Genomic DNA, 13757 nt, shown 5'->3' on the forward strand with positions numbered 1-13757 from the left:
GGAGAGCCATAATGAGCATGTACGCAACTCTGGAAGAAGCCATCGATATGGCGCGGGAAGAGTTTATCGAGTCTTCCCGTGAAAACAGCAATGACGATGAAGACCCTGCGGTACATCAGTTCAGCCTGCAAAAATATATCATGCGGGACGGCGAGATTATGTGGGAAGCTGAATTTATGGCCGATGAAAACGAGGCCGCCGAGGCCCTGCCGTTTCGCATCGGTGAAGCCGCCCAGGCGATTTTCGACGGTGATTTCGACGAAGCGGAGCTGCGCGCCGAATGGCAGGAAGAAAACACGCTGCACGAATGGGACGAAGGTGAGTATCAGTATGAGCCGTCATTGGACACCGAGGAGGGACAAGCCGCCGCGGACGAGTGGGAGGAACGTTAAACCCACGGCCAAGCCCGTGGGGAAAATCCATCGGCGGCGCGGCGACTAGCGATAGGGGCCGTGCCGCATATCCACCGGCAGCAATATCGTGTCCACCACCATCGACAGCGGCAAATCGATGATGGTGATATATTTCCAGGGCGTATCGCGCAAATCCCACTGCACGCCGGGGTAATATTGATGGCCGTGGCCTTGTCCCGGAAACGTGCGGCTGATGATGCTGCCGCAACCGGTCAGCAGGAACAGGACTAGCGTTAACAGCAAAATCCTACCCATAGCGAGGTGTCATCCCTGTAGAGCCGGTAGCGGGCGGCGGGTGTTATACCGGCCGGTGAGGCTCGGCACGGCCGGATCGCTGTTTATCCAACGTATAGGATAGGGTCGCCAGCAGGCACAGGCAGTAGCCGAACAGTTCGCTGCCCTCCTCCACGGCATTTTTTATCGCACGCAGGTAATTCTCATCCAGCAACGAGCGCCAAAGCCCGCCGATGCCCATCAGGCGCGAGAATACCAGCACATTCAGCAGGCCGGCGCAAACCAGGCCATAACTGGGATGTCCGAAATATCCCGCCAGTCCGCGCAGCGCGCGTTTAGCATCCGCGGCGGCAAAGGCCAGGCAAACCAGCGCAATCGCCGTGGCCACCCAAAACCACGAACCGTGGCGGATGGCATCAAAGGCGAAATCCATTTCACGCACCAGCATACAGGCAAAGAACCCCGCCACCAGCAGGCTGCTGGCGCGTAACGCCGGATTGCGCATCAGCCACAGGTGCAGGGCGACGATGGCCGCCAGCACCAATTCCTGGGCGACTTCGGTCAGGGAGGACTCCTTGACGATATCATGCAGGAAGTGGAGATCGATAAACAAAAATGACGTAAACGCCGCTACCACCGCCGCATATAAGACAAAGGAGCCCATTTTTTTGAGTATAAACAACATGTCGTATTGCATCAGGCGCCCCGTTATTCCGCAAAGGCCAAAATTTTAGCGGCGAGCGGCGCCTTCCGAGTAGCAAATAATGCTAACGCCGTCTTATTTTTGCCCGATGAAACCGCCGGTTACCGTAACAGGCGTCATCGCCGTTATCAGGACAAAAAAAAACCGCCCATCAGGGCGGCTTAAGTATAGGACGGGAAGACGTTAACTTTTCTTCCAGGCCAGCCAGGTTTCCGGCCGCGACCATACGCGCAAATGCAGACGCGACAGGACCACCGGATCGCTTATCACGGCCAGGCGCTGCGGACCACTCATGGCGTCGGGACCGCTTTGCAGGGCCAGTTGCACATGCTCGTCACGCACGCGCTCGATAGCCTGGCTGATACCGTGCCGCGCAGTGGCCATTCCCACCGCCAGGGCATTGTAAGCCGGATCGACCACCGCATGGCGGAAACCGTCGGCCAGCGCCCGCGCCTGGTTGCGCCGCAAATAGGTTTCGGTATCGACCAGTTCCTTCGGCGGCGAGTATTCCTCGGGGATCAGGAACAGGCTGACGCGCTGTGAGGCCAGGCCGAGATTGGCCCGGCTGGAGAATACCGACACCCAAGGCGACAGGATCAGCGAAAACACGATGGGCGACAGCCACCAGAGAAAACGCAAATCCAGCCAGGCCATGCCGCTGGCCCATACCAGCCCTAACAACATCTGAGGACCGTGGCGTACAAAGGATTCGCTCCAGGGCGTGGCGTCATCGTCACGCTGCGGGGAGTTCCACTGTACCGACCAGCCCAGGAAGGCGCTGACCACGAATACGGTATGGAACAGCATGCGCACCGGGGCCAGCAGCACGGAGAACAGCATTTCCAGCAGCATCGAGCAAAACAGGATAGCCGCCCCGCCATACTCCTTGGCGCCCTTGGCGATGATCAAAATAACGCTGAGCAGCTTGGGCAAAAACAACAGCACCATGGTGGTGGAGAACAACGCCACCGCCAGTTCAGGCCGCCATTGCGGCCACACCGGGAACAGCTGGCGCGGCTGGAGAAAATACTGCGGCTCCATCAGGGTATGCACCACCTGCAGCGCGGTGGACAGCGCCAGGAACATAAACCACAGCGGCGCCGATAAATAGGACATGACGCCGGTCAGGAATACCGCCCGGTGAACCGGATGCATGCCCTTCACCAGGAACAACCGGAAATTCATCAGGTTCCCCTGGCACCAGCGCCGATCCCGCTTAAGTTCATCCAGCAGATTGGGCGGCAGTTCCTCGTAGCTGCCGGGCAGATCATAAGCTATCCAGACCCCCCAGCCGGCACGCCGCATCAGCGCCGCCTCGACAAAGTCGTGCGACAGTATCGAGCCGGCAAAGGAGCCTTCACCCGGCAGCGGCGCCAGGGCGCAATGCTTGATAAAAGGCTCGACGCGGATAATGGCGTTATGCCCCCAATAATGGGACTCGCCCAGTTGCCAGTAATGCAGCCCGGCGGTAAACAGTGGACCGTAGACCCGGGTGGCGAACTGCTGGCAGCGCGCGTACAGCGTGTCCATGCCGGACGCCTTCGGCGCGCTTTGGATAATGCCGGCGTTCGGATTGGCTTCCATCAGCCGCACCAGGTTGGTCAGGCAACCGCCGCTCATAACGCTATCGGCATCCAGGATCACCATATAGCTGTATTGCTTGCCCCAGCGGCGGCAGAAGTCGTCAATGTTGCCGCTTTTACGTTTTACCCGCCGGCGGCGGCGGCGGTAGAATATGCGGCCGAATCCGCCGGTTTCCTGGCAGAGTTCCATCCATGCTTTTTGCTCGGCGATGCAAATGTCGGCGTTATAGCTATCGCTCAGGATATAAACGTCGAAATGCTCAATCTGTCCGGTCGCTTCCACGGATTCGTAGGTGGCGCGCAGACCGGCGAACACACGCTCCACGTCCTCGTTACAGATGGGCATGATAAGCGCGGTGCGGTGCTTGGGATTGAGCGGTTCGTCGCCGGTGGTGCTGGCGGAAATACTGTATTTGTCATGGCCGATCAGCAACTGCAGAAACCCCATAAGGGCGGTCCAGAAACCGGCCGAAACCCAGCAGAATAATATCGCGAACAAGATCAGGATGCCGCTTTGCAGGATATACGGCAGCAGTTGCAACAGCGATCGCAGCCAGTCCTGGTTCAGCATATCCATCGGATCGATCAGCGCCCAGCCCTGATAAGGAAGAATAGTCTTCATATACCATGTGGCGATGGCGGTCTGGAACAGCGTCAGCGCCAGCAGGATATAACGGCGTATCGTCCCTACCCGGCGCCAGTTGCCTTCTTCGCGGGCCGCTTCCTGCTTGTGGCGCGGCGCACGGGTGTGGCCGCGCATCGCGTCCCAATAGCGCACGATGGGGTTGGTCAGCCAGGGTTCGGGAAACATCGGCGTGCGGGTAATGGTGGGCATGGCCTTGATGGCGGTGCGCCCCTGGCTATCCTCCACCACGACATCGTCGCGGCTGGCGGCGTCCGGCCAGGCCATTTTCAGCCTGGACTTTACCGAGTACAGCGCCGCGTTGTCTTCATCTGCGGGAAGGTCGATACCGGGGGCGGAACCCCCGAGATCAACATGCAGGGATGCGAGGGAATGACTGCCATCCGGCGGCACCTGTGCGCGCAAAGTGCCTTTTTGCTCGGCAGAAAGGGGCAAAGCCTCGATATAATCGAGGCCGGGTTCAGTTAAATTATTCATTGGCAGGTAGCAAGTAGCTCCAGGTTTCGGTCAATGTCTTATCGCCGTTCACCAATGCGGCGCGCATCTCGGTGGGTTGTTTTTCATCTTTCACGCGCAGGCGCAGTGTCAGACGCCAGCCGTGCGTCACTGAATTATAGCGGACATTGTTTTCGACCACTTCGGCATTATCGCCCACGCTGATTTGCGAGGCCACCGGGGTATTGTCTGGCAGATCCCGCAATGGCTGCCCGACAAAATCCACCTGGAACGCGGTGGTGCCGTCCGGCTGGCGAATCAGGTTGGACTGCTTGACATCCCCGGCGGAACGCAGGGTTTGTTTCACATAGGCGAACTCGGGAGTGTGGATTTTATCCTCATCGCGGGAAAAGTGCATCCGGTAGGCGATATCAAAGGGTTTGCCGACTTCCGGCAATTTTTCCGGGGTCCAGAATGCCACGATATTGTCGTTGGTTTCATCGGCGGTGGGAATCTCCACCAGTTCAACGTGCCCTTTGCCCCAGTCACCGTGCGGTTCAATCCAGCCGCTGGGACGCAGATCATACCGATCGTCCAGATCCTCATATTCGGAGAAGGAACGGCCGCGCTGCAATAAACCGAAACCACGTGGGTTTTCCACCTGGAAAGTGCTGACGGACAAATGCTTGGGATTATTCAGCGGGCGCCAGATCCACTCGCCGTTACCGGCATGGATGGACAACCCGTTGGAATCGTGCAGCGCCGGGCGATAGTTCATGGTCGGCGAAGGCTGGTTAGGTCCAAATAAAAACATGCTGGTCAGCGGCGCCAGGCCCAGCTTGCCCACTTTATCACGCAGGAAAACCCTGGCCTGCACATCGACGCTGGTATCGCGTCCCGGATAGATGACAAACCGGTAAGCGCCGGTGGCGCGCGGTGAATCCAGCAGGGCGTAAAGCACCAGGTGTTTATCGTTCGCCTGCGGCCGTTCAATCCAGAACTCACGGAAACGCGGGAACTCCTCGCCCGAAGGCAACGCGGTATCAATGGCCAGGCCGCGGGCGGATAACCCATAGACCTGCCCTTTGCCGATAACGCGGAAATAGCTGGCGCCCAGCATGCTGGCGATTTCATCGCTCTTGTCGGCCTTATTGACCGGGTAGAGGATCTTAAACCCGGCGAAACCCAGGTTCTTCACCAGTTCGGGATCATGATTCACCGAACCAAAGGTAAACAGGTCCGGAGTATATTTAATCTCGGTGACTGCGGAGGACGTCACTTCGTTGATTTTTACCGGCGTGTCGAAATACATCCCCTGATGGTAAAACTCCAGTTTGAACGGGGTCTGCTGATCGTGCCAGTATGACTTTTCATGGTTGAATTGAATCTGCTGGTAATCAGCAAATTTCATTTCACGGAATTGAGAAGGCAAATTGCTTTTAGGCGCCTCATAACCTTTACCAGCCAGTTCCTGCGCTTGTTTAGCCACATCGTCAATAGTAAATGCCCATGAAGGCAAAGCGTATAACGACAACAACACCGTTGCTCCCAGCAAACGGAGACTCGCTTTGGGTAACTTGACGAAAAATTTATTATTTGGCACATCCCCCCCTATGCGTGTGCTCTTAATCATTCAAAGCAATTTTAATTGATAAATCACTTCTCGGACAGCACGGTACAGCGATCGTTCATCACCTTTCCCTTACCGGGTCAGCGTTTGATCAATAGGCTATAAAGCAAGCTCATCTACCGGTAAAAGATAGTCTAAAACAGCACATTCCAACAATCGGTACCGCCCGCTGATTTTACCTGACCCACCAGCGGGGGGTTAATCATTTTTGACATAAACGCAAAGTTATTAAAAAAAGAGGACCTTAAAGCCGCTGAATGCTCCTTAACCGGGGAAAAGGCGCGGGCGGCCTTTCCCACCGACCGCGCCCTGGCGGCAAATTATTTTATTTCACCGGTTTTATAGGAAAAATCTTATTACATTGTATTAGCCATATTGGCCGCTTTCCGGCTGCCGATTATAATAGCCAATCGACCGGCAAATGATAAAGCGCGCGAATAAGCCAGCGCTCCACTATATTGGTGGCCGGTTCCCGCCGGTGAATCACCTCGCGCTCCCCTTGATATTCGCGCCAATACATTTTTCCCTGTTCATCCAGGCAAACCTGGTACGCATTCTGGCGCAGGGTGCCGATAAACAAGCGGTGTATGGTTTCGGCCAGCTCTTCGCTGCCGATAACAAAGCCCATTTCGGTATTGAGCATGGCGGAGCGGGGATCAAAATTAAATGAACCGACAAAAACCTCCCGGCTGTCGACGCTAAACGTCTTGGCATGCAGGCTGGAGCCGGATTTACCGGTCAGGCCGCGGTCCCGCGGCTGGTGCTGTTCCGAACTGTTGCGTTTCAGTTCATACAGCTCGATGCCATGGGTCAGCAACGCCCTGCGCCATTTGGCATAACCGGCATGCACAATCGCCACGTCGTTGGCGTTAAGGGAATTGGTCAGAACCGCAATTTTCACCCCTTTGGCGGCGAGGGCGGCCAACTGCTCCACCCCGGCCCTGGTGGGCACAAAATAGGGTGAAATAATATCCAGGCGTTGTTCCGGTTCATCAATAACGCTTTTTATCCGGCTGGTGAGCAGGCCATGATCGGCAACCTGCCCCAGGGCTTTGGCCGGGTCGTCGCTGAGCAGCCGCGTCCTGGCCCAGATAAAAGGCAGGCTGCCGGCCTGCAGCTGGACAAAAAAATCCGCCCTCTCCAGTCGTTTGACATAACGTTCGGCGTGGGGATTTAAACTGATCTGTCCCATCATGCTGCTGATGCTGTTCTTGCCGCCCAGGCGGGAAGAGCGTACCGCGCGCGCCACAGGGCAAACCGAAGGGCAATCCCAATAGCGCTGGAAATCGCGTCCCACCTGCTCCACCACCGGCCCTATCGCCAGCACGTCGAGATCGGTAAACAACTGTTCGCCGCCGGCGCTGAAATAGGCATCGCCCACGTTGCGGCCGCCGATGATCGTGGCCTGGTTATCAACGGTAAAACTTTTATTATGCATGCGCCGGTTCAGGCGCGAAAAATCGGTCAGGTAGGAAAACGCCCGCACCGTGCGGGTCTGGAAGGCGTTGAACAGACGGACCTCGATATTCGGATGCTGGTCGAGGGCCAGCAAAATCTGGTCCAGGCCGCGGGTATTGTTATCGTCAAGCAGCAACCGTACCTTGACGCCGCGATCCGCCGCGCGCTGCACCACGCTATACATCAGCATGCCGGACATGTCCTTGTTCCAGATATAATATTGCAGATCCAGGGTCTGCTCGGCCAAATCGGCAAGCTTCATGCGCGCGGCAAAAGCATCCAGGCCGTCCGACAGCGGATAGATGCCGGATTGTTCGGGGTGGACGTGCGTCAGACGCGAAATGGCTTGGCCGATACGCGCGTTAAGTCGCTGCATAAAAAAAGCCCGAAGAAAAAGAAGAGGCCATAATACTCCATGTCAGTATAAAGGAAGACATTTCATCATAGCCGCGCCCCGGACAATTGCCTGCCCGGATGATAATGATGGCGGTTGTGCGCCCGCTAAGTTTGTAATGAGGATCGCAAAGTAGGCGATAGCCAGAACCTTATTGATCGTAACCTGTCTACTTTAAATGATATGTCGTACGGCCTCGGTAGGTAAAGGCTGTCATGGAAAGGGGGGAAGTCCGATGCAAGATCAAATCACGCATGAAATACCACCCATGTATAAACCGTCGCTGTTCCAAAGCTTCCTGCAGGGGGGCTTTGACTGCTCGACCGAGGTGCGCGGTGACGGGCGCCGCCTGGACCTGATTCTCTCCAGTGGCCATGAGATGCTGGCCGCGAAGGACTACGCGCAGCTGGCGGAACAGAACCTCACCACCGTGCGCGACGGCCTGCGCTGGCATTTGATCGAAGCGGTTCCCGGCCAATACGACTGGTCGAGCTTTTTGCCGATGCTGCATGCCGCGCAGGTGAACCATGTCCAGGTGATTTGGGATCTGTGCCATTTCGGCTGGCCGGACCATGTCGATGTATGGCAACCCGACTTTATCGAGCGCTTTGCGCGTTTTGCCGGCGCGGTGGCCGCGCGGGTGCGCGACGAAGGCATCGCGGCGCCCTGTTATACGCCGATAAACGCCATTTCTTTCCTCGCCTGGGCCGGCGGCGACATGGCGCATATTCAGCCCATGGCCGCTAATAAAGGCAAGGCGTTGAAAATACAGTTGGTCAAGGCAACCCTGGCCGCCATTGACGCCATTCGCGCGGTGGACCCATCGGCGCGCTTCCTCCAGCCTGAGCCTGTGGTGCATATCAACGCGCCCGAGGGCATGCCCGAGCAGGAATTGGATGCGGAAACGCTGCGGCTGGCCCAGTTTGACGTCTGGGATATGCTCAGCGGCAAACTGCGGCCGGAGCTTGGCGGCGGCCCTGGCTACCTGGATATTCTGGGCGTTAATTACCGCCCCGGTAACCAATGGTTCCACCAGGGCGGGGCCATCGATTTCGAAGACAGCCACTACCGGCCTTTCGCCACCATCCTGCGGGAAATCTCCCAGCGCTATCAGCGGCCGCTGCTTATCGCCGAAACAGGCGCGCAAAGCGATATGCGCGTACCCTGGATGCGCTATATCTTCGAGCAAACCGTCCTGGCCATGAAAAACGACGTGGCGGTGGAAGGGATTTGTATTTATCCGGTGGCGGACTACCGTAGCTGGAGCGGCGAGAAGCATCAGCCGTTCGGGTTGCTGGGCATGCAGGATGTCAACGGCTGCCGTTCGCTCTATGAACCCCTGGCGCTGGAAATCCGCAGCCAGCAGATACGCCTGAAAGGCCTGCTTGAAGATAGCCTGCCTGATGAGCGGGCCATGCCGGCCTGATGCAGGGGCGAACACGCATGCCGGCACGGCGCGTGGCCGGATAACCGGCTGGGCGCCCTTGCCGGCCGCCCCTTCCCGCCGGCAAGGGGCGGATTAAAGCGAAGATTCCGCCCGTGCGTTAGCGTTATAACAGGCGCCGGCATCCACCGCGGGGGGGTTATGCCTTACGTCATAAAAATAGGCGATGCCGAATAATACCGACACCACAATTAAGACCGATATTAACAACCCGATAATGGCGATCAGTTTGGTATCATCCAGACTGCTGTTTTCCATGTCTGTTCCCTCCATTTGCCGCTGCGGACTTAAATAATCCACAGCGTCACTACCATGACAAAGCTGATAAGCGTACCCGCTGCTATGGCCAGTACCGCAATCGCGAACTGAGCGTCACCCAGCGTTTCCCGATACGCCCTGTCGCGCTGAACAAAACGGCTCTTTTTCACACGGGTTTTTTATTCTACAGAATATTAACAAGAAGACCTGCCGGGGTAACCTGGCGGCAAACCGCTTATAAAATAAGCGAATCATTGATGCGATGCAAGGGACAACGTCCGCAGCGCCGCGTGAATTATCCGCGGGGCCGCGCCGGGATGCGGCGCCGCGGACAGGCTGATGTCAGCAAACCCCGAAGTCGCCGTCTTCCTTATACAACGATAGCTCTTCCGGTTTGAACTGTTTCGCGTTCTCCACGCCGGAATCCATCATGCCGCAGAATACGATGCCGTTTTCTACCTTAACCACGCTCATTGCCGGTCCGCCTTTAATCGGCTGGACCACATCGCCGGTTTCAAAAGCCATATCACTCCTCCTCGCCCGTGGGCGGTTATCGGCCGGGCCGGGGATGGGCCAGGCCGGCTGCCTGTCCTTCCAGCGTACAAGCCATGATGGCATACGTCAAAGGCCCAAAGGGTAAAAGAAATTGAAGAGACACAAGCTCAACGCGAACGCCTTGCCCATATGGGTTAAAACCGCTGTTGCGCCTTACACATGCCTTATATTGGGAATGGCACGCTATAGTACTTTTTAAAATGAATTTTTTTGCCGTGAATTTTTGATGACAAGTTGATAAATTAGCCCGATACTTAACGCCTATTCACTATTATCCGGTGATGCGGCGGGCCAGTAGCCTACCGCATAACGCAGCGATAACTGACCCTGACGACGCCATGATCCAGAAAAATAAATACTCAACCGATTTTGCCAATGCCAAGCTTGATAAACAGGGCATGGCGCTGCATTCCGGCTGGATTGTCGCGTACTGCGCCCATCCGGTGACGCGGGAATATCTTTGCGCCACCGTGGAACATCTCTGCGCCGGGGCGCGACTGCCCGCCTTTAGCTATCAGGACAAACCGGTATTGCCCGCAGCCAATATGGCGCTGGTCAGATCGCTGGACGGTAAGCGTTGGGAGGCGGTGGCCGATTTACGCGGCCAGACCGCTTATCGCATTAGCGACGGAGTGACGATCCGCATTGATTTCCTCACCGCGCTGCCGCCGTCAATGACGCTGCTGGCGCCGTTAAATAGCACCGATCGCTGGGATGGCGATAAATGGATCGATTCCAGCCTGCTAATGCCGCACCTGCCCAAGATCGTCAGTCGTCCTCCGTTACTGCTGAAATAGCGTTTCCCCCGGCGTCCGGCTCATGGCGAACCGCGCCGGAGAACCGGCGGCCCCGGGGGCTATGACCGCACACGAAAACGCGCCAGGGTCTCTTCATCCAACTGGTAGTACTCCCCTTTCAGCTCCGCGCACAGCTTACTCATAAACGTGACCAGATAATCAATGTTGTAGGCCGCCATTCTGCGCCCCATCTCCGTTTGCATGCTATCGGCCAGGGTCAGCAATTTGGTTTGGAAATGATCAAAGGTATAACTGGTATCGTCAAGCGGGCGATGCAGGGCCAGCGGGTCCTCCGCATGGAACAGGCCGCGGCCCAATTGCCCCGCCACATGAAATACCCGCGCCAGGCCGATGGCGCCCAACGATTCAAGCCGGTCGGCGTCCTGGACGATTTTCGCCTCCAGGGTCTCGGGCGTGATGCCCGCGCTGAAGCTATGGGCCTCGATGGCATGGGCTACGCCCGGGTAAGCGCCGGCCGGAAAATCCGGAAAGTGCTGCGCCAGGATCCTTATTGTTTCCCGGGCGGCTCGCCTGGATGCCAGATGACGATCCGGATGGTTTTTCGGCAGGTTGACCACATCATGAAAATAACACGCCGTTAGAACGGTTAATTCATCGGCGGCCGAGAGATGCATTATCTTCTGGGCGGTATGCCATACGCGGCTGAAATGGGCGAGATCGTGCGCTTTATCGTCTTGCGGAAAGTGTTTCTCCAAATACTCTTTAAACCGGCGTTCCCATTCGTGCAGTGCCATATTTCCTCCTGCCAGCTATTAGACGCTTATTATATCCCGTGCTGATGCCTCTCCCGATGATTTCCCGCTCCAGGCCCGCCCGCTGCCGGGAGGCCCTGTGCCGTCGACCCACATCCTGTTTAATCGGGGGGTTAATAGTAATAAGCCACATCCGGCGCCGCGCTTCAAGCATTAAACTGAAGGAGCGCCGGCGCGCAATAACCGGATGTCATTGCCCAGCCGCCAGTATCCGGGCGATAAAACGTCCCGCCATCGCCACGGCGTCCGCGTTCAGACTATGGCCCAGCCCGGGCAAAATATAGGAGGCGACGTCCACGCCCAGTCCACCCGTCCCGCCAGGCCGTGTTCCGTCATCAGCCGGCTCAGGGTGGCATCGAATGCGGGCCTGACCGCCGGTACCCGTTCCGGGCGATTTTGTTCCGTGACGCCGGTAATGCTGAACCATTGGCGGCCCGGTCCCTGTTCAAAAGAAAAAGGCGCGTCCGGCGCCGCAAACGCCGTTTCCGGCAGATTTGGCCGCCAGATGCCGCCCAACGGCGCCATACCGTCGCCTTGACTTCCCATGCCGTGCAGCATGATCACCACATGTTGGCTCATGGATAATGCTCTTATTTTCTCTGTAACCCGCTGTAAGAAAATAACAATATCCAAGGCGCGCGGGGCCATGTCCCAGCGCCGCGCCGCTTGCCGCCAGCAGACTGCTGTACCCAAGGTTACACATATTATTTCCCTCTTTGGCCGTTGTGAACATATAATGCCCATCCGGTCATCCGCGAGCCGGAATAAACTTTCCAATTACTGCCAGTGTGGCGATAACATCTGACTAACTATGAAAATGAATATGCGTGCAATCTTTACGGTAATTCTGGCAATGGCTGCCTTCAGTCACTCAGCCTTTGCCGTGGTATACCCTCTTCCGGCCGGCACCAGCCGCCTGGTAGGGGAAAATCTGGAAATAGCCATCCCCCAGGACAGCAAGTTACCGCTGGAGCATTTTGCCGCGCAGTTCCAGATGGGCCTGAGCAATATGATCGAGGCCAATCCGGGAGTCGACCCCTTCCTGCCGTTGCCGGGCAGCAAGCTGATTATTCCCCATCAATTGATTTTGCCCGATACGCCGCATGAGGGCATCGTGGTAAACAGCGCGGAAATGCGTCTTTATTACTACCCCAAAGGCACCAATACGGTAGTTGTATTGCCCATCGGCATCGGCGAACTGGGCAAAGATACGCCGGTTAACTGGGTGACCAGCGTACAACGCAAGAAAAATGGCCCAACCTGGACGCCGACCAAGGCGATGCATGCGGAATACGCGGCGCGCGGCGAAACGTTGCCCGAAGTCTTCCCGGCCGGCCCGGATAATCCGATGGGTTTGTATGCGCTTTATGTCGGCCGCCTGTATGCCATCCACGGCACCAATGCCAATTTCGGCATCGGCCTGCGCGTGAGCCACGGCTGCGTACGTTTGCGTGCCGACGATATCAAATATCTCTTCGATCATGTCCCGGTCGGCACCCGGGTGCAATTTATCGACGAACCGGTTAAAGCAACCGTTGAACCTGACGGCACCCGTTATCTCGAAGTGCATAATCCCCTGTCTTCCACAGAAGAGCAGTTCAATTCTAACGAGCCGGTGCCCATTACTCTGCCGGTGAGCGTGAGCAAAGTGCTGGTCGACCAGGTCGTCAATCAGGATTTGGTTAATGCCGCCCTGCAAAATCGCGCCGGCATCCCGGTAAACGTATCTGCCGCCACAGCCACCCCGCCGGTGGTGATGCCAGTTGCCGCACCGGCGGAAAATACCCCGGCGGCGGCACCGGATTCCGCCCAAGGCTCCGGCGCATCGGCGTCCGGCGCCACGACGCCAGCCCCGGAGGCGGCGCCGGCGCCCATCACCGCGCCTGACACCAACACCCAGGCCGTCGCGCCCGACTCAGCCTCTGCGGTCACGACCGCGCCAGCAGGCCAAACCCAGCAGACCGGTACGATTAACTAAACCGCCCCGCGGCAACCCTGGCATGGACGCCGGGTTGCGCGCTTTTGCTTGCCCCCGAAAAACCCCTCGTTAACCACGTCGCTTTGCCGATGTTAATAAAACCTGCGCTGGATAATCGCGATGTCATCACTGCGGGTGAACATTGCCGGTAAATTTAATTTATGGATTAGTGGGAGAGAGATTAACCGCAAGCCAGGCGCGCGGCCCATAGCCACGCCGGCGCACAACCCCGCGGTGAATCGCCCCTTCATGCCTGTATCGGCACGGCGGCTCGCCGATAGCATCCTTTACCAATGGCTAAAGGTGAACGTTATTATTACTTAGGGTATAAATATATTGATTTCATTCATTGAAATTCAGAATAAAAAAAATTAAACATTAGAAAATAAAATCCAACAATAATATAAATGTAGCATTTAAATAAATTACCTTATATAGACAATATTCGTGACATACATT

14 protein-coding genes are annotated in these 13757 nt (G+C 56.8%); 4 read left to right on the forward strand and 10 right to left on the reverse strand.

Features of this window, described 5'->3' with window-relative positions:
- Positions 1-11 precede the first annotated feature (11 nt).
- Positions 12-392 carry a MysB family protein gene (locus tag ACL2XM_RS13425; RefSeq protein WP_413733144.1) on the forward strand — a complete coding sequence of 127 codons (381 nt, stop codon included), beginning with the start codon at positions 12-14 and terminating at the stop codon, positions 390-392.
- 45 nt (positions 393-437) lie between these two features.
- Here ACL2XM_RS13425 and ACL2XM_RS13430 read toward each other — a convergent pair whose 3' ends face one another.
- The 5 genes from ACL2XM_RS13430 to ACL2XM_RS13450 all read right to left on the reverse strand — a co-directional run bounded on the left by ACL2XM_RS13430 (position 438) and on the right by ACL2XM_RS13450 (position 7475).
- Entirely contained in the window at positions 438-668 is a 231-nt protein-coding gene (locus ACL2XM_RS13430) for a YceK/YidQ family lipoprotein (RefSeq protein WP_410015770.1), read from the reverse strand.
- Positions 669-711: 43 nt separating this feature from the next.
- The gene (locus ACL2XM_RS13435) at positions 712-1344 is read right to left on the reverse strand and encodes a hypothetical protein (RefSeq protein ID WP_413733146.1); all 633 of its coding nucleotides are present in this window, start codon (positions 1342-1344) and stop codon (positions 712-714) included.
- A gap of 189 nt (positions 1345-1533) precedes the next feature.
- Positions 1534-4053 (reverse strand): glucans biosynthesis glucosyltransferase MdoH, encoded by a 2520-nt coding sequence (gene mdoH / locus ACL2XM_RS13440; protein ID WP_410015772.1) that lies wholly within the window; start codon positions 4051-4053, stop codon positions 1534-1536.
- Entirely contained in the window at positions 4046-5614 is a 1569-nt protein-coding gene (locus ACL2XM_RS13445; protein ID WP_410015773.1) for a glucan biosynthesis protein G, read from the reverse strand. The genes mdoH and ACL2XM_RS13445 overlap by 8 nt, the downstream gene beginning before the upstream one ends.
- A 424-nt stretch (positions 5615-6038) precedes the next feature.
- Entirely contained in the window at positions 6039-7475 is a 1437-nt protein-coding gene (locus tag ACL2XM_RS13450) for a phospholipase D family protein (protein ID WP_413733148.1), read from the reverse strand.
- A gap of 253 nt (positions 7476-7728) precedes the next feature.
- On the opposite strand from ACL2XM_RS13450, the gene ACL2XM_RS13455 reads away from it, so the two are divergent.
- Positions 7729-8919, forward strand: a complete 1191-nt coding sequence (locus tag ACL2XM_RS13455; protein ID WP_410015775.1) for a beta-glucosidase — start codon at positions 7729-7731, stop codon at positions 8917-8919.
- A 93-nt stretch (positions 8920-9012) separates the two neighbouring features.
- On the opposite strand, the gene ACL2XM_RS13460 is transcribed toward ACL2XM_RS13455, so the two are convergent.
- The 3 genes from ACL2XM_RS13460 to ACL2XM_RS13470 all read right to left on the reverse strand — a co-directional run bounded on the left by ACL2XM_RS13460 (position 9013) and on the right by ACL2XM_RS13470 (position 9720).
- Entirely contained in the window at positions 9013-9195 is a 183-nt protein-coding gene (locus ACL2XM_RS13460) for a hypothetical protein (RefSeq protein ID WP_410015776.1), read from the reverse strand.
- A gap of 29 nt (positions 9196-9224) precedes the next feature.
- The gene (locus ACL2XM_RS13465) at positions 9225-9365 is read right to left on the reverse strand and encodes a hypothetical protein (protein ID WP_410015777.1); all 141 of its coding nucleotides are present in this window, start codon (positions 9363-9365) and stop codon (positions 9225-9227) included.
- A gap of 172 nt (positions 9366-9537) precedes the next feature.
- Positions 9538-9720: a DUF2158 domain-containing protein gene (locus ACL2XM_RS13470; protein ID WP_410015778.1), complete on the reverse strand. Its 183-nt coding sequence runs from the start codon at positions 9718-9720 to the stop codon at positions 9538-9540.
- 368 nt (positions 9721-10088) lie between these two features.
- On the opposite strand from ACL2XM_RS13470, the gene ACL2XM_RS13475 reads away from it, so the two are divergent.
- The gene (locus ACL2XM_RS13475) at positions 10089-10547 is read left to right on the forward strand and encodes a tail fiber assembly protein (RefSeq protein ID WP_410015779.1); all 459 of its coding nucleotides are present in this window, start codon (positions 10089-10091) and stop codon (positions 10545-10547) included.
- A gap of 59 nt (positions 10548-10606) precedes the next feature.
- Here ACL2XM_RS13475 and ACL2XM_RS13480 read toward each other — a convergent pair whose 3' ends face one another.
- On the reverse strand, positions 10607-11302 hold the full coding sequence (locus ACL2XM_RS13480; protein WP_413722421.1) for a phosphohydrolase: 696 nt from the start codon (positions 11300-11302) through the stop codon (positions 10607-10609).
- Positions 11303-11572: 270 nt separating this feature from the next.
- Positions 11573-11899 (reverse strand): hypothetical protein, encoded by a 327-nt coding sequence (locus ACL2XM_RS13485; protein ID WP_413733150.1) that lies wholly within the window; start codon positions 11897-11899, stop codon positions 11573-11575.
- Positions 11900-12131: 232 nt separating this feature from the next.
- On the opposite strand from ACL2XM_RS13485, the gene ACL2XM_RS13490 reads away from it, so the two are divergent.
- The gene (locus ACL2XM_RS13490) at positions 12132-13298 is read left to right on the forward strand and encodes a L,D-transpeptidase family protein (protein WP_413733152.1); all 1167 of its coding nucleotides are present in this window, start codon (positions 12132-12134) and stop codon (positions 13296-13298) included.
- Positions 13299-13757: the final 459 nt, after the last annotated feature.

This window comes from Sodalis sp. RH20, from assembly GCF_047324205.1.
Lineage (GTDB): Bacteria > Pseudomonadota > Gammaproteobacteria > Enterobacterales > Enterobacteriaceae > Acerihabitans.